Below are 22,697 nucleotides of genomic sequence, written 5' to 3'. Positions count from 1 at the left end.
CATTCAGGCCACTACTGTAAGCCGCGAACGGCAGTCAGGCTGGGGCCATGCCACCGACGGACATCACCCAAGCACCCGGTCCCGCCGCACAGTTGCCCCCGGTCCGGGACAGCCCTTCCGCCTCCGGGCCCTCCCCCGCCCCGGCTCTCGTCGCCTCGTTGCTCGGCTTCGCGCTGATCACCCTGGACGTGTCGGTGGTGAACGTGGCGCTTCCGTCGATGGCCACCGGCCTCGGCGGCGGCATGCCGGGGATGCAGTGGGTCGTCGACGCGTACACGATCGCCTTCGCCGCGCTGCTGCTGTCGACGGGGGCGTTCTCGGACCGGGTCGGTGCGACCCGGGCGTACGCCGTGGGGATCACCCTGTTCACCGCGGCGTCCATGGCGTGCGGTCTGGCCCCCACCCTCCCGGCGCTGATCGGGTTCCGGGTGGTGCAGGGCATCGCGGCCGCCGTGGTGCTGCCGACGACGCTGGCGCTGGTGCGCCAGGCGTACACCGATCCCGCCGGCCGCGCCCGTGCGGTGTCCCTGTGGGCGGCGGGCGGGACGACGGCGGTCGCACTGGGGCCGGTCGCGGGCGGGGCGCTGACGACGGTCTGGGACTGGCGGGCCGTCTTCTTCATCAACCTGCCGCTGGGACTCGTCGCCCTGGCGCTGACGTTCCGCGTCCCGCGTTCGCCCCGCCGTCCCGCACCGCTGGATCTGCCGGGCCAGCTGACCGCCGTACTGGCCCTGACGGCACTGGCGTTCGCGGTGATCGAGGACGGACCCGTCGCCCTGGTGGCGCTGGGCGTCGCGGTCGTGGGGCTGGCCGCGTTCGTACGGGTCGAGTCGCGGCATCCCCATCCGGTCGTCCCGCTGAACCTGTTCCGCAACCGGACGGTCGCGGTCGCGGTGGCCTCCGGGTCCGCGATCAGCGTGGCCTTCTACGGGCTGCTCTTCGTCTTCGGTCTCTACTTTCAGCAGGTACGCGACCAGTCGGCGCTCGCCACCGGGCTGATGTTCCTTCCGATGACGGGGCTGCTCGTCGTCGTGAACGTCCTGTCGGGCAGGCTGGCGAACCGGTACGGGCCGCGGCTTCCCATGCTCATCGGCCAACTGGTTTCGCTGGGCGGCCTGTTGCTGCTCCTGCTGGTCGACGCGGAAACGCCGCTGTGGCTGGCCTCCGTACTGCTGGCGCCGCTGGCGCTGGGTTCGGGCCTGGCCCTGCCGCCGCTGACCGCGGCCATGATGGAGGCCGTCCCGACGGAGCGGGCGGGCATCGCCGCCGGGGTACTGAACGCCGCCCGCCAGGTGTCGGGCGGGCTGGGCGTGGCGGCGTTCGGCACGCTGATCGCGGACGGATTCGGGGCCGGTCTGCGGACGACCCTGGTGATCTGCCTGGTACTGCTCTCGCTGACCACGCTGGCGACGACCCGGCTGGGCCGCGGCGCGACCGCCGGGTCCGACGCCTCCGGACCTCAGGTGTAGGTCATGATCAGGCACGCGCCCGTGCACAGGGTCGCGTACTGGAGGAACAGCAGCCAGGCGCGCGCCCGGGAGAAGGGCAGCAGGCGGCGGGGGCAGGCGGATGCCGCGAGGCCGAACACCGCCGTCGCCGCCAGCACGGAGAGAATCACGGTGCCTGACACGTGGGAGCACCGCTCGCCGTAGGTGAGACAGCGGGAGCCGTCGGACGAGGCCAGGGCGGCGATGCCGCAGAGGAGCGCGACGGGGACGATCAGCGCCAGGCCGATGGCGGCCGCCCTGCGGAGCTTGCGGTCGGCCTGCTCGGCGGGGTCGGGGCGCCGGGTGCGGCCCGACACGGCCCACTCACGCTGTTCGGTGGATGTTCGACTCATGGAGCCATTCCACCCTCCGGCCGGGGCCGGAGGGCGGGGGTTCCTACTCGGTTTTCGTGTGAGTACGAAGGCCGGAGGGCCTACTCGCGGTGCCCGTCCACGCGGCGGGGCAGCCCCATGGGGTTGGACTCGCGGAGTTCCGGGGGCAGCAGGGCGTCCGGGGTCGTCTGGTAGGTGACCGGGCGCAGCCAGCGTTCGATCGCCGTCGCGCCGACCGACGTGGAGGTGGAGGTGGTCGCCGGGTACGGGCCGCCGTGGTGCTGGGCGGGGGCGACGGCGACGCCGGTCGACCAGCCGTTGACCAGGACGCGTCCGGCCAGCGGGGTGAGCGCGGCGAGGAGCCGGGCGGCGCTGTCGTCGGTCTCCTCGGTGGCCGTCTGGAGCGTGGCGGTGAGGTTGCCCGGGAGGCGGGAGAGGACCGCGGTGATCTCGTCCTCGGTCTCGTAGCGCGCGACGACGGTGACCGGGCCGAAGCACTCCTCCAGCAGGGCGTCGTGCGGGCCGTCGGTGGTCAGCCGCTGTGCCGGTACGGTCAGGAAGCCCGGGGAGACGGTGTGCTCGCCGCCCGCGCCGGGGGTGACGGGGGCCGTCACGTCCGGGAGTCCGGCCCGTTCCCGTACACCCTCGACGAAGGCGTCGCGCATGCGCTGGTCGAGCATGACCGCGGACCCGCTGTCGCTGACCACACCCGTCAGGGACTTCACCAGCTGATCGCCCGTGCCGCCGGCCGGTACGAGGACGAAGCCGGGCTTCGTGCAGAACTGTCCCGCGCCCAGGGTCATCGAGCCGGCGAGCCCGGCCCCGATCTGCTCGGCGCGCTCGGCGGCGGCGGCTTCGGTGACGACCACCGGGTTCAGGGAGCCGAGCTCGCCGTGGAAGGGGATCGGGGTGGGCCGGGCCGCCGCCGCGTCGAACAGGGCGCGTCCGCCGCGGATCGAGCCGGTGAAGCCGGCCGCGGCGACGAGCGGGTGCCTGACCAGCTCGACGCCCGCCTCGAAGCCGTGCACCAGGGCCACCACGTCCTCGGGCAGGCCGTTGCGCACGGCGGCCCTGCGCAGTACGGAGGCGCAGAGTTCGGAGGTGGCGGGGTGGTCCGGGTGCGCCTTGACGACGACGGGACAGCCCGCGGCGAGCGCGCTGGCTGTGTCACCGCCGGGGACGGAGAAGGCGAGCGGGAAGTTGCTGGCCGCGTAGACGGCGACGACGCCGAGCGGGATCTTGTAGCGGCGCAGGTCCGGCCAGGGCGGGGTCCTGCTGCCGTCCTCGTGGTCGATGTGGATGTCCAGGAACGCGCCTTCGTCGACGACTTCCGCGAACGCCCTCAGCTGGGCCGCCGTACGGGCGAGTTCACCGGTGAGCCGGGCCGGGCCGAGTGCCGTCTCGGCGTCGGCGGCCTCGACGACGTGCTCTCCGGCCTCCGTGAGCAGATCGGCCGCGGTACGCAGGAACGCGGCGCGCACCGTGCGGTCGGCGAGCGAACCGCGTACGGCGTGGGCGGCCCGGACCGCCCGGTCGACCTCCTCCGCTGTAGCCTCCACCGCAACCTGCTCACGCGGGTTCCCGGTTCGGGGGTCGACGCTCCAGACTGGTGCTGCTGCCACCGTATTTCCTTCCCGCTCCTCTGCCGCACAACCAGGAGTTGTTCGGTATTCTGAACAACGTTCCTGATCGTGAACTTACGGGGGACTCTATTTCCGGGCGATCAGTGTTGGCAAGAAGTTGCAGGGTTTCGCGTGAGGGCTGAAAGGGGCGTAGGGCATGTCGGTTGCCGAGTCTGGTGGGGCGCAGGTCAAGTCCGCGGTACGGACGGTTGAGCTGCTCGAATACTTCGCGGGGCGCCCCGGTATGCACTCGCTGGCCTCCGTGCAGGAGGCCGTCGGCTACCCGAAGTCCAGCCTCTACATGCTGCTGCGGACGCTCGTGGAGCTCGGCTGGGTGGAGACCGACGCCACGGGCACGCGGTACGGGATCGGCGTACGGGCCCTGCTCGTCGGCACCTCGTACATCGACGGGGACGAGGTCGTCGCCGCCGCCCGGCCCACCCTGGACCGGCTCTCCGACGACACCACGGAGACCATCCACCTGGCCCGCCTCGACGGGACGAACGTCGTCTATCTCGCCACCCGGCAGTCCCAGCACTATCTGCGCCCCTTCACCCGCGTCGGCCGCCGGCTGCCCGCCCACTCCACCTCGCTCGGCAAGGCGCTGCTGGCCACCCACAGCGACGAGCAGGTCCGCAAGATGCTGCCCGAAACACTGCCCGCGCTGACCGAGCACACCCTCACCGACCGCGAGAAGCTGATCGAGGAGCTGCACGTCATCCGCGAGCAGGGCTACGCGGTGGACCGCGAGGAGAACACCCTCGGGCTGCGCTGCTTCGGCGTCGCGATCCCCTACCGGACCCCCGCCCGTGACGCGATCAGCTGCTCGGTTCCGGTGGCCCGCCTCACGCCCGCGCACGAACAGATGGTCAAGGACGCCCTGTTCGACGCCCGCGACCGGCTCACCCTCGCGACGCGGAGGCTCTGACCATGGACGTGACGCTGCGCGAGGTGCGGGACGGCGATCTGCCGCTCTTCTTCACGTACATGAGCGACCCGGAGGCGACCCGGATCGCGGCCTTCACCAGCAAGGACCCCACCGACCGGGCCGCGTTCGACGCCCACTGGGCCCGCATCCGCTCGGCCGAGCACATAGTGATGCGGACCGTGCTCGCCGACGGAGTCGTGGTGGGCAATACCGGGGTGTACGGACCGCCGGACGACCGCCAGGTCACGTACTGGATCGACCGCGCCCACTGGGGGCGCGGTCTCGCGACCGCTGCCCTGCGCGCGCTGCTCGGCCTCGTACCGGAGCGTCCGCTGCACGCACGGGCCGCGGCCGACAACGCCGGTTCGGTCCGGGTGCTGCGTAAGTGCGGATTCGTCGTGACCGGCCGGGACCGGGGCTTCGCGCAGGCCCGCGGCGAGGAGACCGACGAGCTGCTGCTGACCCTGGACGCCTGAGCGGCATACCTGGGAGCGAGGGCCGTCTCCGCCGCACGGCGGAGACGGATCGTCGCGACGCGGGACGTGCCGGGGTGCCCGCTCCGGGAGCGTGGGGGTCATGACGAAGACACCGCTCGCATCCCGCCCCCACGCGCCCGTCGCACCACCCGCGGGCCCCGGCCGGGCCCGCACCGTGCTCAGGATCCTCGCGATCGCGTCCTGCCTGCCGTACCTCGCGCTCAAGGCGGCCTGGATCGCGGGCAGTCACCTGGGCATCCCGGACGGCAGCTCACTCCTCGACCACCGCACCACGATGATCGTCGCCAATGCCGCCACCGTGCTGATGGACGCGTCGGTCATCGTCATCGTCCTTCTGCTCACCCAGGGCTGGGGGCGGCGCGTCCCCGCCTGGCTGCTCGCCCTGCCGATGTGGGTCGCGACGGGGCTGCTCCTGCCGATCATGACCGGCTTCCCGGTGCAACTCCTCGTCGGGCTCCTCGGCGGCGGGACACCGGCGCCGACGGACTCCGGCCGGCGCCCCTTCCTCGACGACTGGGTCTTCGGCGTCGTCTACACGGGCTTCATCGTCCAGGGGCTCGCGCTCGGCGCCCTGTTCGTGCTCTACGCCGAGGACCGCTGGGGCCACCTCTGGCGGGGTGCCCTGCGCGACCTCCCGGACAGCCCCCCCACCCCCGTCCTGCGCCTCGGCGCCGTGGCGGCGACCGGGTTCGCCCTGGTGCCCGGCACGATGCATCTGCTGTGGGCCGCCGGCGGCACGGCCGCACTCAACCCGGCCCGGGCCGACGTACGCACCACCGGCTTCCACGCCCTCCAGGCGGTCGACGCGCTGTTCGCCGCCGCGACCGTCGCCGGGGTGCTGCTGCTCGCCTTCCGCCGCGGCGGAAGGCTGCCCCTCCGGGTCCCGCTCGCCCTCGCCTGGGGCGGCTCGGGGGCCATGGCCTGCTGGGGCGGCTGGATGAGCATCGCCTCGCTGACCGGGGTCGAGGAGGCCGGCGACCGGCCCACCACGGGGATGGTCCTGCTCTACGCTGTGCAGATGCTGGTCGGGGCGCTGGTGGTCACTCAGGGCGCGTATTTCTTCGCGGAGCGCGCGGCGGCGGCGAAGCCGTCCGGCCCGCGCCCGTGACCCTGCTCCTCGGGCGGCGGGCCCGACTGCGCTGGCTGCACCTGATCATCGGCGGCGCGCTGCTCATGCCGTACTTCCTCGTCGGCGCGGTGATCGTCGGTTCGTACCGCGGCGACACCGTCTTCACCTCCGTGGCCGCCCAGTTGACCGCGTTCCTGATCGCGCTTCCCATGGCCGCGGTCACCGGCCTCTTCCCGCTCGTCCGCCCCCTGTCGGTGGCCGCGGCCCGCGCCCTGTGCGACGTCCGCGCGGACCTGCTCGCCGACGGGCCGGCCAGGACCCGGCAGGCGAAGGTCCGGGCCGCGGGCTGGTACACCCTGCATCTGGCGCTGGGCGGCATCATCAGCGGGCTGACCCTGGCGCTGACCCCGTACGCGGTGGCCGTCATGGTCGCCCCTCTCTTCGCGACGGTGCGCACCTCCCGGGCGCTCCGTCTGCCCGAGGCGCTGGAGGGGCCCTGGTTCCTGGCCCTGGCACCGGTCGCGGGGGTCGCGATGCTGGTCGCGATGGCGGGCTGCGCGGCGGCGGCCGCGGCGCTCCTCGCCCGCCGGGCACCGGCGTTGCTGGGCCCGACCCCCGACGACCGGCTGGCGGCCGCCGAGCGCCGGGCCGCCGATCTGGCGGTACGCAACCGGCTCGCCCGGGAACTGCACGACTCCGTCGGCCACGCGCTCAGCGCGGTCACCCTCCAGGCCGGTGCGGCACGCAGGGTCCTGGACAGCGATGTCGGTTTCGTCCGTGAGGCGCTGACCGCGATCGAGGAGACCACCCGGCGCACTGTCGGTGAACTCGACTCCGTGCTCGGCCTGTTGCGGCACGGCGAGGAAGGCGCGGAGGGTGCGGAGGGCCCGGCAGGGCCGGGTCTCGGCGCACTGGACGGGCTGCTGGCGCACTGCGGGGTCCCCGTCTCGTATGCGGCGCGGGTCGATCCGGGGGCGCTCACGGAGACCGTGTCGAGGGAGGCGTACCGGATCGTGCAGGAGGGGCTGAGCAACGCGCTGCGGCACGGCGCGGCCGGTGCGCCGGTGGAGCTGCGCATCTCGGCGCACGGCGAGGACCTGGAGATCACGATGGAGAACGCGCTGCCCGAACGGCCCTCGGCGGTGCGGCCGGGCGGCGGCCGCGGGCTGCGCGGTATCGCCGAACGGGCCGTGCTGCTCGGCGGCCGTACCGGGGCGGGGCCCGAGGCCGGTGTGTGGCGGCTGAGCGCCCGGCTTCCGCTGACGGGCCCACGGACCTCCGGAGAGGGGAGACGATGAGCGCCATCCGGATCGTGGTCGCCGACGACGAGCGCATGGTCCGTACGGCGTTGCGTGTGATCCTGGACGCCGAGGCCGGCCTGGAGGTCGTCGGCGAGGCGGCCACCGGCGCCGAGGCGGTGTCGGTCGTGCGGCAGCTGCGCCCCGACGTGGTGCTCATGGACGTACGGATGCCGGAGATCGACGGCATCCGGGCCACCGAACAGATCCTGGGCACGCTCGACGCTCCCCCGCGGATCGTCGTCGTCACCACCTTCGAGAACGACTCCTATGTGTACGACGCGCTCCGCGCCGGAGCCGCGGGCTTCCTGCTGAAGCGCGCGGCTGCCGAGGAGCTGGTCCAGGCGGTGCGGCTGGTGGCGCGCGGTGATTCCCTGCTGTTCCCGGCCGCGGTCCGCGGGCTGGCGGAACGGTACGGCGGGCCACGGGCGTCCGCGCCCTGGGTGGCGCGGCTCACCGGGCGGGAGGCGGAGGTGCTGCGGCTGATGGCGGCCGGCCTGACCAACGCGGAGATCGCCGGGCGGCTGCGGGTGGGAGCGGCGACGGCGAAGTCCCACGTGGCGGCCGTGCTCGCGAAGACGGGTGCCAGGGACCGTACACAGGCGGTGATCACGGCCTACGAGTCGGGCTTCATCACCCCCGGCCGACCTGCCCTTTCGCCCGGTTCGGACAGGTGAGAAAAGGGTGAGAAGGGGCACAGACGGGAACGTCCCGCACGGCCCCGCTCGTCCCCCCAGCAGGATGAACAAGACGATCAGGCGTGCGTCGGTCTTCTGTCTGCTGATGGTTCTCGCCCTGCTGGTGCGGGCGACCTGGGTGCAGGCGTACGAGGCCCGGGCGCTCGCAGACGACGAGCACAACCGGCGGAACACCATCGCGCAGTACGCGCGGCCGCTCGGTGACATCATCGTGGCCGGTTCCCCGGTCACCGGATCGAAGGGGACCAGCGGCGGCGATCTTCAGTACAAGCGCACCTACACCCAGGGCGAGCTGTACGCGGCCGTCACCGGCTACAGCTCGCAGGCGTACGGCGCGACCCAGCTAGAAGGCATCTACAGCGATGTCCTCGACGGCACCGACGACCGGCTGAAGAACCCGGGCGATGTGATCACCGGCAAGCGGACCGCGCCGGGCAGCGTCCTGACCACGATCGACCCGGACGTCCAGAAGGCCGCCTTCGAGGCGCTGGGCGACGACAAGGGCGCCGCCGTCGCGATGGACCCGGAGACCGGCCGGATTCTGGGCATGGTCTCCTCCCCCTCGTACGACCCCTCGGACATCAGCGGGACGACGGACGGCGACGCCTGGCAGAAGCTGCTGGACGACAAGGACAAGCCACTGGTCAACCGGGCTCTGAGGCAGCCTCTCGCGCCGGGCTCGACGTTCAAGCTGGTGGTCGCGGCGGCGGCACTGGAGGACGGTCTGTACGGCTCCGTCGACGAGCCGACCGACAGCCCCGACCCATACACCCTGCCGGGGACCAGGACGGTCCTGAAGAACGAGAGCTCCACCGCCCCCTGCGAGAACGCCACACTGCGCACCGCGCTCATGTACTCCTGCAACACCGTCTTCGCCAAGGCCGCCGCCGATCTCGGCCAGGACAAGGTGAAGGCGATGGCGGACCGCTTCGGCTTCGACACCAAGGAACTGGACGTACCGGTACGCGCCTCGGAGAGCGTCTACCCGACCGGCATGGACAAGGCGCAGACGGCGCTGACGGGCATCGGCCAGTTCGAGGTGACGGCCACCCCGATGCAGATGGCCATGGTCTCCGCCGCCCTCGCCAACGGCGGCGAGCTGGCGGCCCCCCACATGGTCTCCCAGGTGACGGACGCGGACGGCGCCACGCTGGAGGAGTTCCCGGACGGGGACACCGAGCGGGTCGTGTCAAAGTCCACGGCCGAGCAGTTGCGCAGTGCGATGGTCACCGTCGTCGAGGAGGGCACCGGCACGAACGCGAAGATCGCCGGGGCGGAGGTCGGCGGCAAGACCGGCACCGCGCAGAACGGCGTGGACAACAGCAACACCCCGTACGCCTGGTTCACCTCGTACGCGAAGGACGAGTCCACCGGCAAGCAGGTCGCGGTCGCCGTGGTCGTCGAGGACTCCGGTGCGGCACGCTCCGAGGTCAGCGGCAACGGGCTCGCGGCGCCGATCGCCCAGAAGATGATGAAGGCGGCGCTCGACGGGTGACGAGGAGCGGCGGAGGGAGTGCACCCGCGTCGAAGCGCTTGCGGTGTGCGCTGGTACGCTCTCGCCCCGCCCGCTCCCCGCGGGTGTTCCGGGCACGGTACGCGGCGGGGGCCGTGCGCCGGGAGGGACCCGACCGCAGAGAGAGGTACCCGTGGGCAGAGCCGTCGACGATGCCGCTGCCGCCGAGTTCCATGAGTTCTTCGAGGCCCACTACGCCGAACTGGCCCGGCTGGCCCATCTGCTGACCGGGGAGGCCGATGCCGCCGACGACCTCGCGGCGGACGCGCTGATGGCGCTCTGGCACCGGTGGGACCGGGTGCGGGCGGCCGACCATCCGGTGGCGTACGCGCGGGGTGTCGTCGCGAATCTGGCCCGCACCCGGATTCGCAGCGCGGTGCGGGAGCGCCGCCGGGTCGCGCTGTTCTGGGCGCCGCGCGGGGACGGCGAGGGGTACGCGGTCGACGACCCCGATGTGCCGGCGGTCGTCGACGTCCAGGGAGCGCTGCGCAGGCTGCCCTTCCGCAAGCGGGCGTGCGTGGTGCTGCGGCACGCCTTCGATCTGTCCGAGCGGGACACCTCGCTGGTCCTCGGGATATCGGTCGGCACGGTGAAGAGCCAGACTTCGCGCGGTGTCGCGGAGCTGCAACGCCTGCTCGGTCCGCACGGGGGCGCCGCGCAGGTGCGGGTGGCCGCCGCGGCGCGGCGCGGCGAAGGAAGGCACTGATGGACGACGAGCTGCGACAGAGACTCCAGGACGCGGCGCGGGCACACCACCCGGACAGGGAACGGATGCTGGCCCGGGTGGAGCGCGGGATGGCGCGGGGCCGCCCGGCCCGAGCCGGACGGGCCCCGCGGCCCTTCCGCGGGCCGATGCCGTGGCTGCGGGTCGTGGGTGCGACGGTGGCGGTGTGCGGGGTGCTGGCCGCGGGCACGCTCGCGGTCACCTCGGCCGTCCGTGACGACGGGGGCGGCCAGCGGGTGGCGGGCCCCCCGGCACAGGCCGCACCGTCGGCACCGGCGGCCGGGCGGGGCCGCGCGCTGCCCACCGAGGACGGGCCGCTGTGGTCGGACGGTTCGGTGAACCCGAACAGCAACCGCTACTGGGCGCAGAGCGAGATCACGGTGAAGACCGGGAAGGCCCTCTCGGCGCTCACGGTGGAGCTGCGGATCGCGCTGACGGGCGGGGTGAACACCACCGGCTCCTGGCGTTCCCTCCCGGTCGAGGACTTCGCCGCGTCGGCGCGGGAGGAGGGCGGTTTCCTCGTCTACCGCTGGACGCTGAAGCCGGGACGGACCGTCCCCGTCGGTACGCACACGTTCGCCGGCCAGTACAACCACGCCGAGGGGGTCCGCGACGCCAAGGACGACGACTACACCGCCCGCGCCCGCGCCTCGGGCCGGCAGGCGGCCGTGGGCGGGGACTTCGACCCCGCCCACTGATCCGGAGGGGTCACGCCGGGGGACCGCCGCCCCGTGGCGCTCCTCGGGCGTCAGCTGTGCGGGTCCCAGTCGTCCAGGTACGCGGCGCGGGTGTGGGATCTCGCCTGCTCCCGGGTGAGCTGGGGGCGGTTCCCGGGGACCGGGACGCGTGCTCCGGGGCCGGTGTTGGCGTACTCGGCGAAGCGCTGGTCCTGCCACGGATAGCCGGACGCCATGTTGGTGTACGGGGCCACGGCGTCAGTTCCCGGACCGATCACCGATTCGCGTACGACGAGGGACGGCCAGGCGGTGGGGTCGGAGCTCGGCACCCACGGCCTGGCCAGCTTGTAGGCCGCGTCCTGCGCACCGCTGGTGAAGCGGGACCTCACCACCAGGCAGCCGTACGGGTTGGCGCGGGCGGTGGAGGGGGCGAAGAACATTCCCTTGGGTGTGAAGTCGACGTCGCGGTCCAGGGCGTGGAAGCGGCAGTGCTCGAAGACGGCGGTCGCCCGGCCGAAGACGAAGTCGACGTCGCCCTCGGCGTAGCAGTGCGAGAAGTAGTGCCGGGAGAAGACGGACAGCGCCGGGGTGTCGGCGTACAGGGTGTCCTGGTGGCCGAGGAAGCGGCAGTGGTGGAAGGCCGAGCGGTCGCCCATGACCTTGAGGGCCACGGCCTGGGTGCCGGTGATCTCCGGGTGGTCGGCGCGCAGCCAGTCGTTGGCGAAGGTGACGCGGTGCGCGGTGAAGTCCGCGGCCCTGACGGTGGTGGTGGCCGACCCGCTGGTTCCGTAGGTGCCGGAGCCGTCGGGCTTGGGGGTGCCTGCCGCGTTGTCGTACACGATGACCGTGGTGCGCGGGTCCTCGCCCGCCCCGATCAGGGTGAGGCCGGTGCGCGCCTCGGGGACCGAGACGGTCTCGCGGTACACGGCGGGGGCCAGGACGAGCACGCGCCCGGTGCCGGAGGCCGCGTCGACGGCGGCCTGGACGGTGGTGTGGTCGCCTCGGCCGCGCGGATCGACGTAGAGGGTCTGCGGGGTGAGGCGCCGGGCCGGTGATCCGTACCGGCCGAAGGGTGCGGGGCCCGTGGCGTACGCCCGGGGGGCGAGGGCGAGTCCGGCGGTGGCGAGTGCGGCGCCCGTGAGGAAGGCGCGGCGGGCGAGAGGGACGTACGAGGCCATGCGGGAGGTACCTCCGTTGCTGCGCGGGAACAGAAGAGGCCGGGGCGGGGCGGAGAGGCCGGGGCGGGCGTGGCACGCGGAACGGCCGGTCCGCCCCGGCCCGGCGGAGGCGGTCAGCAGACCTTGCCCGCGCCGGCCTTCCTGGTGACGAGGCCGGGGAGCGCGCGCGGGTCGTTGACCTTGGTGCGCAGCTCGGGGGTCCAGCCCGCGCCGGACGCCAGCTGCTCGGCCGGGTACTGCGCGTTGTGGACGGCGATCAGGTCGGTGGCGGCGCCGTTGACGTAGTTGCCGGAAGCCGTCAGGGGCGCCTCCTTCCACTTCTTGAGGACCGTGCCCGCCTGCACCGACGACGGCAGTGAGAAGGAGTTCTTCTCCGCCACGAGCTGGGACTCGATGCCGATGCCGAAGGAGTAGCCGTACTTCTGGCCGGCGGTGACCGTGAAGTGGTTGTTGTACGCGTCGACCTTGCCGAAGCGCACGCGCGGGGCACGCTCGACGACGCCGTCGAAGTGGTTGTGGTGGAGGGTGACGCGGAGCTTGCCCCGGTCGTCAGCGCCCGCGCTGTCGCTGTTGCCGATCATGAGGGTCTTGTCGTGGTCGGTGAGGACGTTCCACGAGGCGGTGACCAGGTCGGCGCCGCGGACGATGTCCAGGAGGCCGTCGTGCTGCTGGTAGATCTCGCCGAAGTACGACGGGAGGGTGGAATCCGGGTAGCGGCCGTCGGTGAGGGTGTTGTGGTCGACCCAGACGTGCTGGGAGCCGTGGACCACGACCGCGTCGTACTCGGAGTTCCAGGCGCCGGTGGCGCCGTCGGTCGGGTCCCACGCGGGGAAGCAGTCCAGCGGGGCCTCGATGGTGAGGTTGCGCAGGATGACGTTCTCGACGCCCTTGATCTGGAGGCTGCCGCCCCTGATCCCGGCGTTCCCGCCCACGCCCACGATGGTCGTGTCCGCCGGGACGTACGCCATGATGCCCAGCTTCTGGTTGTCCGCGGACGCGGCCCGCAGCTCCTCCTGCTCGCCGGTGAGCGGGTCGTCGAGTCCCCAGACGGCCGGGTCGTAGTCGGCGAGGTACTGGTCGAAGTCGTAACCGGGCGCCTCGAAGGACGCGCATCCCCCGGAGGTGGCGTCGATGGTGCCCTTGATCTTGATGATCGACGGGGCGTCCGCGGCGGCGGTGAGCGCGGCCTTGAACCCGGCCCACGTGGTGACGGTGAAGACGTGGCCGGCGTCGGCGGCCGAACCGCCGGTGGTGCCGGTGCCCGCGGAGGCCCAGCCGTCCTGAGCGGCGAGGGTCTGGCGGGCGGGGTCGGGGTGGTGGCCCGCGGCCTGGGCGGTTCCGGTGGCGGCGAGGACGAGGGCGGTGCAGCCGACCAGCGTACTCATGACGCGCCCATGACATGTTGGGGTTCTCATCGTGCGGCTCTCCTTCGTGCGGTTCAGGCTTGGGGCCAGGTGATCCAGGACGCGGGGATCTCGTCGTCGAGGCGGCGTACCTCACGCGGGGCGAGCGCGCGGTGCTCCAGCAGCGCGGCCGCGACGAGCCGGGCCACGGCGATCGCGCCCGGCGGGTTGAAGTGCGTGTTGTCCTGCTCGGTCGCGGTCCAGTGGAAGTACGCCTTGGTCTCCTCGGCGCCGAGCTTCTGCCACAGGGCGATCGAGAGGGCCTGGATGTCGGCCAGCGTCACGTCCTCCTCCTCGGCCAGCGCCCGCATCGCTGCGGGGTACTCACCGTGGGTGGGCAGGGCCGTGCCGCTCGCGTCGAACTTCCTGCGCTCCACGGACGTCGCGAGGACGGGCAGCGCGCCACGGGTCCGCGCGCCGTCGATGTACTGCCGCAGGTACTCCTGGTACGTCGACCAGGCCTCCGTATAGCGGGTCGGGTCGGCGCTCTTGGCGTCGTTGTGCCCGAACTGGATGAGCACGAGGTCGCCCTCGCGGACGCCCTCCAGGAGCACGGCGAGGCGGCCCTCGTCGATGAAGCTCTTCGAACTGCGCCCGTTCACCGCGTGGTTGGCGATTCCGACGCCATGGCCGAGGAAGAAGGGCAGGGCCATGCCCCAGCCCGTCTCGGGTGCGGCGTCGGCGTACTTCTGGGCGGCGGTGGAGTCGCCCGCGATGTGCACGGTCCGGGGCCTCGGGCGGCCGCCGCCGCTCCCGGCGAAGGCGGGGGTGGCGGCGAAGGCGAGGGGCAGCGCGAACAGTGCGGCTGCCGTCCTTCTGCGGGTGAGGGACACGAGGGGACTGCCTCTCTCTGGGGAGGTGGTGGTCCTGCGTGGAGCGGGACCGGCGGCGGGGCGCGACCCGTACCGCCGCCGGTCCCGGTCAGGGGAGGCGGAGCCGGCCGGATCAGCCGTTGCCCAGCTCCTTCCACTCCTTCTGCGCGGCGTTCAGCTCATCGGCGATCTTGTCGAGGAACGCCTTGGCCGTGACCTTGCCGAGGAGCAGCTTCTGGAACTCCGGCTCGTTGTCGGCCTTGCTGATGTTGTTCCAGTCGGGCAGGTAGTACGGCAGCTGCACGATCGTGGTGGAGCCGTCGGTGAGGGCCTTCGCACCGAGCGCGGTCGGCTCGGAAGCGGAGATCCAGGGGTCCTTCGCCGCCTCGGTGTTGGCGGGGATGGCACCGGCCGACTCGTTCCACTTGCTGTTGGACTCGTGCGAGGCCGCGAACTCGATGAACTTCCAGGCCGCCGTCTTGTTCTTGCTCGCCCGGAACAGACCGAGCCCGTCGACGGGGTTGGAGACCTGGACCCGCTTGCCGCCGTCGCCCACCGGGTTGGGGATTCCGGCGAACTTGTCGGGGCCCAGCGCCTTCAGGTGGTCCTGGTAGGAGCCGAGGTTGTGGCTGAGCATCCCGATCGTGCCGGTGTCCCACTGGGCGACCATCTTGGTGAAGTCGTTGTTGACGTCGGCGGACGGCGTCGTCCTCTTGAAGAGGGCGGCGTACTTCTCCAGAGCGGCGACGTTCTTCGGGTCGTTGAGCGTCGTCTTGTCGCCGTCCCAGAACTCCGTGATGCCGGACTGGCCGTACGAGGCGTCGATGGCCTGGGCGATGGAGCCCGCGCCACCGCGGATCGTGTACCCGAACTTGTTGTTCTTGGCGTCGGTCAGCTTCTCCGCCGCCTCGTAGAACTTCGCCCAGGTGGTGGGCGCCTCCAGGCCGGCGGCCTCGAACAGGTCGGTGCGGTACCAGAGCGCGCCGTTGTTCGCCGAGGTCGGCACGGTGTACATGTCGTCGCCCCGGCCGCCCGCGACCTTGACGCTGTCGACCATGGACTCGACGAGCCTGCCGTTCAGCGCCGACTCCTTCAGCCGGTCGTTGACCGGCTCCAGCGCCTCCTGCGAGACGATGTTGGAGAGGTAGGCCGTGCCGACACCGCCGACGTCCGGCAGCCCGCCGCCCGCTATCGCCGTGTCGTACTTGGACTGGACGTCGGCGATCGGGATCGGGACGTACTTGACCTCGATGTCCGGGTTCTTCTTCTCGAAGTCCTTGATGATCTCGGTCCAGACAGCCGTGCGCGGACCGCCGTTGTTGTCCCAGAAGGTGATCTCGCCCTTGCCGCTGCCCTCGTTGCCGGAGCCGCTGCCGTCGTCACCGCAGGCCGTGGCCGTCAGCGCGAGCACTGCCGTGAGGGAGACCGCTGCCGCGGCACGCCCCCGGTACGTCTTCGAGATGTTCATGGTCGGCTCTTCTCTCTCGGTTCGGTCGCTGTGCTGTGGTGCGGGGGGTCGGGAAGGGAGTGTCAGTGCTGCGTGCGGTGGGGGGTCCAGCCGTCCTCGCCCGCGAGGTAGTCGGCCACGTCGTGGTGTGCGGCGTCCCGCGCCGGAAGCTGCGGCCGGTCCGCGGTGACGGCGGCCCCGGGTCCGTACGTCCGGTACTCGCTGAACCGCGCCTCCTGCCAGGGGAAGCCGCTCATGCCGGTCCAGGGGCTCGCCTTGATGGCGGCCGGCAGCAGGGTCTCCCGGACGAGGACCTGGCCGATCGCGTCGGGGTTGCCGCCCGGGTGCCAGGGCCGGCCGAGGTGGAAGGAGCCCGCGGGGGCGTCGCTGATGATCCGGCTCCGGGTGATCAGGAAGCCGTACGGGTTGTCCTTCCAGGTCGAAGCGGCCGTGATGTAGCCGTTGTTGGTGTCCGAGCCACGGCTGAGCGCCTTGATCACGGAGCGTTCGACGACGGTGGTGGCGCGCCCGTAGATGAAGTCGACGTCGCCCTCGATGTAGGAGTCCCGGATGTAGACACGGGCCTTCTGGGTGAGGGCCGGGGTGTCGGTCATCAGGGTGTCCTGGTTGCCCAGGAAGCCGGTGTCCGTGAAGGTCAGCCGGTCGCCCGTGGTCTTCACGGCGAGGGCCTGTTCGCCGTTCAGCTCGACGGCCGCTTCGTCGAAGTCGTTGGAGAAGGTCAGGTTGCGGGCGCTGAAGTCGTGCCCTTCGACGACCAGGGTCGCGCTGCCCCAGGACCCCTGGGTGGAGCCGTCGGGCTTGAGCTCACCGGCCGGGGTGCCGAAGACGACGAGGGTGTCGTCGCGGTGCGGGCCGGTGCCGACGAGGGAGACGCGATGCTGGTTCCTCCCGATCCTGACGTGCTCGCGGTAGGTGCCGGGGGCGAGCCGCACCGTGATCCGCCCGTCGTTGCCCGCGGGCACCGCGTCGACGGCCGCCTGCACGGTCGGGTAGTGGGCCGGGACCCGCAGGACGGTGTCGGTGCCGATGTTCTTCTGCGGCCCGGAGTAACGGGTGACCAGCGTCGGGACGTCGGCCGCACGGTCCAGGGTGTACGGGTAGAAGTCGCGCGGCGTGAAGGCGGCGCCCCAGGCGTCGGTGCGGCCGGTCGTGTCCTTCAGGACCGAGCCGCGCTGGACCAGTTCGGCGGTGGCGTCGGCCTGGTAGGGGTGCTGGACGCCCTCGTAGTAGCTGTTCTCGATGACCATCCTCGTGGCGCCGCGCGCCCAGTTGCCGTACGTCCACAGCGGGTCCCCGTCCGCGACCTGCGCGGAGAGGTAGTTGTTGTAGAGATGGGCGTAGGCGCAGTTGTCGGCGGAGGGGTTGCGCTGCTTGGTGCCGCTGAACCAGTTGTGGTCGATGGTGATCTGCGTCTTGACGTTCGTGGTCCAGCCGATGCCGAGCGCCTTGTTGTGGTGGTCGAAGTGGTTGTACGAGACGGTGATGTACTCGCTGTCCTTGCGGATGTCGAGCAGGCCGTCACCCATGTGCGTGAGGCGGTTGTGGTCGATCCAGACGTGGTCGGCGGAGTCCATCTGGATGGCGTCGAAGTCGGTGGTCTTGCCGTCCCAGTCGCCCTCGACGTACGAGTCGCGGATGGTCAGGTTGCGGATGATGACGTTGCTGGTGCCGGGGTTCAGATGCAGCTCGCCGTGGACGATCTCGGCCGTGTCGCCGACGCCGACGATGGTCTTGTCCGAGGTCACGTCGATGTCGCCGCCGAACGGCTCGACCGCGAGGGAGCCCGCGACCCGGATGATGTAGGGCCCCTCGGCCCCGGCGTACTTCGCGAGGTCCGACGGGGTGGAGACGGTGACGACCTTGCCGCCGAGTCCCCCGGTCGTCCCGCCCGCCAGTGAGGCGAAGCCGTGCGGGGTGTCGGACCAGGTGCGGTGGCCGGCGGAGTCCTGCGGAGCGGAACCGGCCCCGGCGGCCTGGACCGGCGCACTCGGTACGAGGAGGGCGGCGGCCAGGGCCAGGCCCGAGGCGAGCGTACGGGCTCTGGTGCGCTTGGTACGGAGGTGCATCGTTGCGGCTCCCATACAGGCGGTTGCGGATGTGTGGGCGGAGGTTCAGTCCGTGGTGCGGAAGGCGGTGAAGCCGGCCGTTCCGGCGGGTCCCGGCCCGGCCGGCGCGGTGGCGAACAGCCCGAGGAGGGCGCCGACCCAGCGCCAGGGCGTCGCCGCGAAGACCTGGCCCGAGGGGCGGAAGCCGTCGCCGGTGTCCGCGTGGAAGCGGCAGCGGGCTCCGGCCGTGACCTCGATACGCAGCCGGACGCGGCCTTCCGGTGCCGGGCGCGGGTGCTCGGCGTCGCGTTCGTGTTCGGCGACCGTCTCGGCGTACCGGTGCACGAGGCGCGGCGCGCCGTCGTCCCCCACCTCCAGGCCGATCCAGCTGAACGCGTCCCCCAGCACGGCGAGTCCGGCCTTGGCGCCCGGCTCGTCGCTGTGCAGGGTGAGCCCCGTCTCGACGGTGAACGTCTCGGCGGGCAGGCGCTGGACCAGCACATTGGGCAGGGCCCGCAGATCGTGGGCGTAGGCGGTCCGTACGCAGCTGAGCCGCAGTCCGTCGTCGGCGTGCTCGACCGTCCAGCCGGAACGGGGTGCGGCCGTCCACTGCCACTGCCGGCCGAAGCGCCCGCCGGGGAAGTCGTCGTCGAAGGCGGGCACTTCGGCGGGCTGGGCGGGGGCGAGGGGTTTGGTGTGTACGGAGACGGGTTCCCCCGCGTCACCGATGACGGGCCAGCCGTCCGCGTCCCAGCGCATCGGCTGGAGGTGGACGACGCGCCCGTAGGCCCCCTTGGCCTGGAAGTGCAGGAACCAGTCCTCGCCCTGCGCCGTACGCACCCAGCCGCCCTGGTGCGGTCCGTTGACCTCCGTCGTCCCCTGGGCGAGGACGACGCGTTCCTCGTACGGGCCGAAGAAGTCCCGCGACCGGAAGGCACCCTGCCAGCCGGTCTCCACCCCGCCGGCCGGGGCGAAGATCCAGAAGTGGCCGTCGTGGCGGTAGAGCTTGGGGCCTTCGAGGGTGAACCAGCCGGGGATCCGGTCGGCGTCGATCAGGGTCTTGCCCTCGTCGAGCAGTTCGCGCCCGTCGGGGCTCATCCGGTGGCCGGTGAGCCGGTTCTTGATCCCGGAGCGGGACTTGGCCCAGGCGTGCACGAGGTACGCCTCACCGGTCTCCTCGTCCCAGAGCGGGCAGGCGTCGATCAGCCCCTTGCCGGCCTTGATGAGGTGCGGTGCGGTCCACGGGCCCCGGATGTCCGCGGCGTTGATCTGCTGGATGCCGTGGTCGGGGTCGCCCCAGAAGATCCAGAACCGTCCGTCGTGGTGGCGCAGGGAGGGTGCCCACACCCCGCAGTCGTGCCGCGGCACGGCGAAGTCGGCGGCCGGTTCCAGACGCTCCAGGGCGTGCCCGATGAGGGTCCAGTTGACCAGGTCACGGGAGTGCAGCAGGGGCAGCCCGGGGACCCGGCCGAAGCTGGACGCGGTCAGGTAGTAGTCGTCCCCGTCGCGCACGACGTCCGGGTCGGACCAGTCGGCGTCCAGCACCGGATTGCGGTAGGTGCCGTCGCCGAGGTCGGCGGAGCGGAGCTTCGTCGGGCCGCTCATGCCGTCACGACCTTGCGGACGTACGCCTGCGCGGTGTCCCGGTCGAGTGTGCCGTCGGCGACGACGGTGACGACGCGGCGTACGACGGTGGCTCCGGCCGCGACGCTGAGCCGCCGGTCGGCGGCGAGGGAGGAACCCACCCCGGGGTACTCGGTACTCCGCACGAACCAGGGGTCGCGCCGGGTCTCCTCGGTCGCCCCGGCGAAGACGAGGGTCCAGCCGTCCCCGGCGAGGGCCAGCCAGTCGGCGGTGCTGCCGTGCACGGCCTCTTCGCCGTCCCGCTCGGAGCTGAACACGGCGGGGGCGGCGGGCTCCTTGGGGGCGCGCCAGAAGAAGCCGCCGTATCCGGCGCCGGGGCGGCCGTTGGTGGCGGGGCTGCCGAGGGAGAGCTCGGTGGTCCCCCGGTTGGTGAGGGAGAAGGAGAGGTCCAGCGCCCAGGCGGTGTCCGAGAGCCCGGTGACGGCCACCGTGCGGTGCTCGCGCAGCAGTTCGGTGCCGTCGGCCTCCCAGCTGAGCTCCTCCACGAAGCCGTCCGGGTCGCGGAGCTTCCAGCCGAGGTGGCGCTGCGCCCCGTGGTTGTCGAGCTCGGTGGGGCCCTGGTCGCGGACGAAGGTGCGTCCGCCCCAGAAGTTGTATCCGGCCACGTCGGGCACCGCGACGGAGACACCGAGGTGGTGGATGTGGTCGGCGGGCCGCTCCTCGGTGACGGGGGTACCGGCCAGGGTGGTGACGGGGTGCAGGTAGGGGCGGCCGTCATGGGCGGCGGGGAGGTAGCTGTAGCGGCCGACGGGGCGGCCCGCGCAGCTGAGGAGTGCGGTGGTCACGGTGTACTCACCTCGCTGGGGTGCGCCCAGGGGGCGCCGAGTTCGGAGAAGAGGCTGAGGGTGTCGGCGCCGGCGGCGACCAGGGCGTCGACGCCGCGCACGACCCGCCGTACGCCCGTGGTGGCGGTGGCCGGTTCGGTGTACCAGGCGTCGGCGGGCAGGGCGGTGGGCTCGGGGGCGGTACGCACGGCCTCGACGACCCGCATGAACGCGCCGGTGCGGTGCGGGGGTACGAGGAGGGCGGTGCCGTGGGCGAGGTGGCCGGCCAGGTTCTCCAGGAGGTCGGTCCGCCCGTGCACGAACTCCTCGGGGCCCCGGCCCGCGCGCTGGACGAGGACGCGGTCCTGCTTGTACCAGAAGGTGATCCGGCCGCGGCCGCCGTGGACGATCACATAGGGTTCGGCGGCCCGTTCGGCGCAGAGGGTGACGGCGACGGTGACCGGCGGCCCGTCCGCGGTGGTGACGCGGAGGCAGGAGGTGTCGTCGGCCTCGATGTCGTTGGCCCGGTACAGCTGCGTGTCGATGGCCGTGACGTCCTCGGCCGTCCCGCTGTCCGCGAGTTCGAGCGCGGTGGCGACGGCGTGGGCGAGGGGGTTGGTGAGGACGCCGTCGACCACGTCCGTGTCGCCGATCCTGCGGCGTCCGGCCCAGGGCGCCCGCCGGTAGTAGGCCTCGTCCCGGACCCAGGCGCCGGCGGCGCCGAAACCCTGGACGGTGCCGATCGCGCCGGTGCGGATGAGCTCGCGGATGGCGGAGACCGCGTGCGACCCGAAGGACTGGAAGCCGATCTGGCAGGCGACGCCCGCTTCCCGTACCCCGTCGGTCATCCGAGTGTAGTCGGCGTACGTGGCGGCGGGCGGCTTCTCCAGAAGGAGGTGGACGCCGCGGGCGGCGGCCGTGAGAGCCAGTTCGGTATGGGTCTGGATCGGGGTGCAGATGACGGCGGCGCGGGCTCCGGTGGAGTCCAGGAGCGCCCCGAAGTCGGCGGACTGCTCCGGGAGTTCTCCGGCGAAGGCGTCGAGTTCGGCGGGGCCGAGCGGTGTCAGTTCGCAGATTCCGGCGAGCCGGACGAGACCCTGGTGCTGGAGCCGGCGGATGTTGGCGAGGTGCCAGCGCCCGTGACCGCGTGCCCCGGCGAGGACGACCGGGAGGGGGCTGGTGGCCGTGCTCATCGGGCCCTCCCCGCTCCCGCGCCGCGTGCCACGTCGGTGGCGGCGCGGGCGGCGCTGTCGACCGGTCCGTGCAGGGTGGGTGTCCAGCCGACGTCCGCGGTGAGATCACGCTCGCTGCCGGAGTTGTACGCGTTGTAGATGGCGAGGAGGTCCACGGGGAAGCCGTTGAACTCGTTGCCGCTCTGCGCGAGCGCGCTGCCGTTCCAGCTCTTCAGCAGGTCGGCGGCCTCGATGTGGCCGGGGGTGGTGAAGGAGTTGTTCTCGGCCACGATCCGGGACTCGGTCGAGACGCCGATGGAGTACCGGTAGGCGGCGCCCTCCGGGACGACGTAGCGGTTGTTGTAGAGGTGGACCTGCCCGAAGCGGACGCGCGGCGCGCGCTGCACGACGGCGTCGAACTCGTTGTGGTGCAGGGTGACCCGCAGCTTGCCCCGGTCGGTGGTGACGTTGTCGCCGTTGCCGATGAGGATGGCCTTGTCGTGGCCCCGGAACCGGCTCCAGGAGACGGTGACGAGGTCGGAGCCGTTGGTGATGTCGAGCAGCCCGTCGTGGCGCAGGTAGTTGCGGCCGAAGTACGTGGGTTCCCTCTCGTCCGGGTGCCCCTTGTCGCTCGCGGTGACGTGGTCGACCCAGACATGCGTGGCGCCGCGCAGCCAGAGGGTGTCGTACGCGGTCTTCCAGTCGCCGAGTCCACCGGTGTTGGGCTGCCAGACGGGGAAGCAGTCGTAGGCGTCGCGGAGTTCGAGATTGCGGACGATGACGTTGTCGGCGTCCCTCACCTGGAGGCTCGCGCCCTTGAGCACGGCGCCGCGGCCGAGGCCGACGAGCGTCGTGTGGGAGCCGACGCTCAGCTCGACGCGTTCGGCCTGCCGGGCGGCGGACGCCTTGCGGGCGTCCTCCTGCGGCCCGGAGGGCTTCGCGCCGCCCCAGGTGCGGGGGTCGTACGCGGCGAGATAGGCCGACAGGTCGTAGCCGTCGGTCGCGTAGTCCTCGCAGTCGAGTGCGCGGCCGTGGTCGTCGGTGTTGGCGTCGATGGTCCCCGCGATACGGATGATCTTCGGTACGGAGCTGCCGCCGTCCAGCGCGGCGACGAGCTGGGCCCGGTTGCGTACGGTGAAGACGTGGGCGTCGTCGGCGGCCGAGCCGCCCGTGGTCCCGGCGCCGTCGGCGGCCCAGCCGTCACCGGCCGCGAGGACCTCCCGGCCCAGGTCCGGTGCGACGGCCGCGGGCGCGGCCGGGGTGGCGGCCTCGGCTCCCGGCTGGAGGGCCAGGCAGCCGGCGAGCAGGACGAGCGCCGCTGCGGCGCGGCGGCCGGTGCGGTGCCATGGTGGGGTCATGGGGGGAG

The 22,697-nt window shown here is 72.3% G+C and carries 20 protein-coding genes; 9 read left to right on the top strand and 11 right to left on the bottom strand.

Features of this window, described 5'->3' with window-relative positions; translation table 11 throughout:
- Positions 1–47: 47 nt before the first annotated feature.
- Positions 48–1,469, top strand: coding sequence for an MFS transporter (locus AC07FA_RS05320; RefSeq protein ID WP_479073320.1), 1,422 nt, complete (start codon positions 48–50; stop codon positions 1,467–1,469).
- On the opposite strand, the gene AC07FA_RS05315 is transcribed toward AC07FA_RS05320, so the two are convergent.
- Both AC07FA_RS05315 and AC07FA_RS05310 read right to left on the bottom strand, forming a co-directional pair.
- The gene (locus AC07FA_RS05315; RefSeq protein WP_479073319.1) at positions 1,460–1,840 is read right to left on the bottom strand and encodes a hypothetical protein; all 381 of its coding nucleotides are present in this window, start codon (positions 1,838–1,840) and stop codon (positions 1,460–1,462) included. The two genes, AC07FA_RS05320 and AC07FA_RS05315, sit on opposite strands and share 10 nt — an antisense overlap.
- 80 nt (positions 1,841–1,920) lie before the next feature.
- Positions 1,921–3,441: an aldehyde dehydrogenase (NADP(+)) gene (locus tag AC07FA_RS05310; RefSeq protein WP_479073318.1), complete on the bottom strand. Its 1,521-nt coding sequence runs from the start codon at positions 3,439–3,441 to the stop codon at positions 1,921–1,923.
- A 157-nt stretch (positions 3,442–3,598) separates the two neighbouring features.
- Between AC07FA_RS05310 and AC07FA_RS05305 the strand changes: the two genes are divergently transcribed.
- The 8 genes from AC07FA_RS05305 to AC07FA_RS05270 all read left to right on the top strand — a co-directional run bounded on the left by AC07FA_RS05305 (position 3,599) and on the right by AC07FA_RS05270 (position 10,866).
- Positions 3,599–4,369, top strand: coding sequence for an IclR family transcriptional regulator (locus tag AC07FA_RS05305; RefSeq protein ID WP_453542491.1), 771 nt, complete (start codon positions 3,599–3,601; stop codon positions 4,367–4,369).
- Between the two features lie 2 nt (positions 4,370–4,371).
- Positions 4,372–4,845 (top strand): GNAT family N-acetyltransferase, encoded by a 474-nt coding sequence (locus tag AC07FA_RS05300; RefSeq protein WP_479073317.1) that lies wholly within the window; start codon positions 4,372–4,374, stop codon positions 4,843–4,845.
- A 100-nt stretch (positions 4,846–4,945) separates the two neighbouring features.
- A complete protein-coding gene (locus AC07FA_RS05295; protein WP_479073316.1) occupies positions 4,946–5,974 on the top strand; it encodes a hypothetical protein in 1,029 nt (342 codons plus the stop codon).
- Positions 5,971–7,233, top strand: a complete 1,263-nt coding sequence (locus AC07FA_RS05290; protein WP_479073315.1) for a sensor histidine kinase — start codon at positions 5,971–5,973, stop codon at positions 7,231–7,233. Before AC07FA_RS05295 ends, AC07FA_RS05290 begins: the two co-directional genes overlap by 4 nt.
- Positions 7,230–7,910 (top strand): response regulator, encoded by a 681-nt coding sequence (locus AC07FA_RS05285; RefSeq protein ID WP_479073314.1) that lies wholly within the window; start codon positions 7,230–7,232, stop codon positions 7,908–7,910. Before AC07FA_RS05290 ends, AC07FA_RS05285 begins: the two co-directional genes overlap by 4 nt.
- A 64-nt stretch (positions 7,911–7,974) precedes the next feature.
- Positions 7,975–9,426, top strand: a complete 1,452-nt coding sequence (locus tag AC07FA_RS05280; protein ID WP_479073313.1) for a peptidoglycan D,D-transpeptidase FtsI family protein — start codon at positions 7,975–7,977, stop codon at positions 9,424–9,426.
- Positions 9,427–9,577: 151 nt separating this feature from the next.
- Entirely contained in the window at positions 9,578–10,150 is a 573-nt protein-coding gene (locus AC07FA_RS05275; RefSeq protein WP_479073312.1) for a SigE family RNA polymerase sigma factor, read from the top strand.
- On the top strand, positions 10,150–10,866 hold the full coding sequence (locus tag AC07FA_RS05270; protein ID WP_479073311.1) for a hypothetical protein: 717 nt from the start codon (positions 10,150–10,152) through the stop codon (positions 10,864–10,866). Before AC07FA_RS05275 ends, AC07FA_RS05270 begins: the two co-directional genes overlap by 1 nt.
- Before the next feature lie 50 nt (positions 10,867–10,916).
- Here the strand turns inward: AC07FA_RS05270 and AC07FA_RS05265 are convergent, their stop codons facing one another.
- The 9 genes from AC07FA_RS05265 to AC07FA_RS05225 all read right to left on the bottom strand — a co-directional run bounded on the left by AC07FA_RS05265 (position 10,917) and on the right by AC07FA_RS05225 (position 22,689).
- Entirely contained in the window at positions 10,917–12,023 is a 1,107-nt protein-coding gene (locus AC07FA_RS05265; protein ID WP_479073310.1) for a pectinesterase family protein, read from the bottom strand.
- Between the two features lie 113 nt (positions 12,024–12,136).
- Positions 12,137–13,438: a pectate lyase family protein gene (locus tag AC07FA_RS05260; protein WP_479073309.1), complete on the bottom strand. Its 1,302-nt coding sequence runs from the start codon at positions 13,436–13,438 to the stop codon at positions 12,137–12,139.
- A gap of 23 nt (positions 13,439–13,461) precedes the next feature.
- Complete coding sequence (locus tag AC07FA_RS05255) at positions 13,462–14,259, bottom strand: rhamnogalacturonan acetylesterase (RefSeq protein ID WP_479073308.1); 798 nt, start codon at positions 14,257–14,259, stop codon at positions 13,462–13,464.
- A gap of 112 nt (positions 14,260–14,371) precedes the next feature.
- A complete protein-coding gene (locus AC07FA_RS05250; protein ID WP_479073307.1) occupies positions 14,372–15,706 on the bottom strand; it encodes an ABC transporter substrate-binding protein in 1,335 nt (444 codons plus the stop codon).
- Positions 15,707–15,768: 62 nt separating this feature from the next.
- On the bottom strand, positions 15,769–17,772 hold the full coding sequence (locus AC07FA_RS05245) for a pectinesterase family protein (protein WP_479073306.1): 2,004 nt from the start codon (positions 17,770–17,772) through the stop codon (positions 15,769–15,771).
- A gap of 45 nt (positions 17,773–17,817) precedes the next feature.
- Positions 17,818–19,356, bottom strand: a complete 1,539-nt coding sequence (locus AC07FA_RS05240; RefSeq protein ID WP_479073305.1) for a glycoside hydrolase family 43 protein — start codon at positions 19,354–19,356, stop codon at positions 17,818–17,820.
- On the bottom strand, positions 19,353–20,180 hold the full coding sequence (locus AC07FA_RS05235) for a DUF6807 domain-containing protein (RefSeq protein ID WP_479073304.1): 828 nt from the start codon (positions 20,178–20,180) through the stop codon (positions 19,353–19,355). Before AC07FA_RS05235 ends, AC07FA_RS05240 begins: the two co-directional genes overlap by 4 nt.
- Positions 20,177–21,352 (bottom strand): Gfo/Idh/MocA family protein, encoded by a 1,176-nt coding sequence (locus AC07FA_RS05230; RefSeq protein WP_479073303.1) that lies wholly within the window; start codon positions 21,350–21,352, stop codon positions 20,177–20,179. The genes AC07FA_RS05235 and AC07FA_RS05230 overlap by 4 nt, the downstream gene beginning before the upstream one ends.
- Positions 21,349–22,689, bottom strand: a complete 1,341-nt coding sequence (locus tag AC07FA_RS05225) for a pectate lyase family protein (protein ID WP_479073302.1) — start codon at positions 22,687–22,689, stop codon at positions 21,349–21,351. The genes AC07FA_RS05230 and AC07FA_RS05225 overlap by 4 nt, the downstream gene beginning before the upstream one ends.
- Positions 22,690–22,697: the final 8 nt, after the last annotated feature.

It is taken from the genome of Streptomyces sp. NPDC045968 (genome assembly GCF_056430475.1).
Note: the sequence above shows the minus strand (reverse complement) of the source record. Positions and strands in the feature narration are given on the sequence as shown.

Bases quoted from the DNA above. Each gene is read 5' to 3' on its own strand.
- AC07FA_RS05225 (WP_479073302.1), bottom strand. From the start codon at position 22,689: ATGACCCCACCATGGCACCGCACCGGCCGCCGCGCCGCAGCGGCGCTC.
- AC07FA_RS05280 (WP_479073313.1), top strand. From the start codon at position 7,975: ATGAACAAGACGATCAGGCGTGCGTCGGTCTTCTGTCTGCTGATGGTT.
- AC07FA_RS05270 (WP_479073311.1), top strand. From the start codon at position 10,150: ATGGACGACGAGCTGCGACAGAGACTCCAGGACGCGGCGCGGGCACAC.
- AC07FA_RS05250 (WP_479073307.1), bottom strand. From the start codon at position 15,706: ATGAACATCTCGAAGACGTACCGGGGGCGTGCCGCGGCAGCGGTCTCC.
- AC07FA_RS05265 (WP_479073310.1), bottom strand. From the start codon at position 12,023: ATGGCCTCGTACGTCCCTCTCGCCCGCCGCGCCTTCCTCACGGGCGCC.
- AC07FA_RS05320 (WP_479073320.1), top strand. From the start codon at position 48: ATGCCACCGACGGACATCACCCAAGCACCCGGTCCCGCCGCACAGTTG.
- AC07FA_RS05230 (WP_479073303.1), bottom strand. From the start codon at position 21,352: ATGAGCACGGCCACCAGCCCCCTCCCGGTCGTCCTCGCCGGGGCACGC.
- AC07FA_RS05285 (WP_479073314.1), top strand. From the start codon at position 7,230: ATGAGCGCCATCCGGATCGTGGTCGCCGACGACGAGCGCATGGTCCGT.
- AC07FA_RS05260 (WP_479073309.1), bottom strand. From the start codon at position 13,438: ATGAGAACCCCAACATGTCATGGGCGCGTCATGAGTACGCTGGTCGGC.
- AC07FA_RS05315 (WP_479073319.1), bottom strand. From the start codon at position 1,840: ATGAGTCGAACATCCACCGAACAGCGTGAGTGGGCCGTGTCGGGCCGC.
- AC07FA_RS05295 (WP_479073316.1), top strand. From the start codon at position 4,946: ATGACGAAGACACCGCTCGCATCCCGCCCCCACGCGCCCGTCGCACCA.
- AC07FA_RS05300 (WP_479073317.1), top strand. From the start codon at position 4,372: ATGGACGTGACGCTGCGCGAGGTGCGGGACGGCGATCTGCCGCTCTTC.
- AC07FA_RS05305 (WP_453542491.1), top strand. From the start codon at position 3,599: ATGTCGGTTGCCGAGTCTGGTGGGGCGCAGGTCAAGTCCGCGGTACGG.
- AC07FA_RS05245 (WP_479073306.1), bottom strand. From the start codon at position 17,772: ATGCACCTCCGTACCAAGCGCACCAGAGCCCGTACGCTCGCCTCGGGC.
- AC07FA_RS05240 (WP_479073305.1), bottom strand. From the start codon at position 19,356: ATGAGCGGCCCGACGAAGCTCCGCTCCGCCGACCTCGGCGACGGCACC.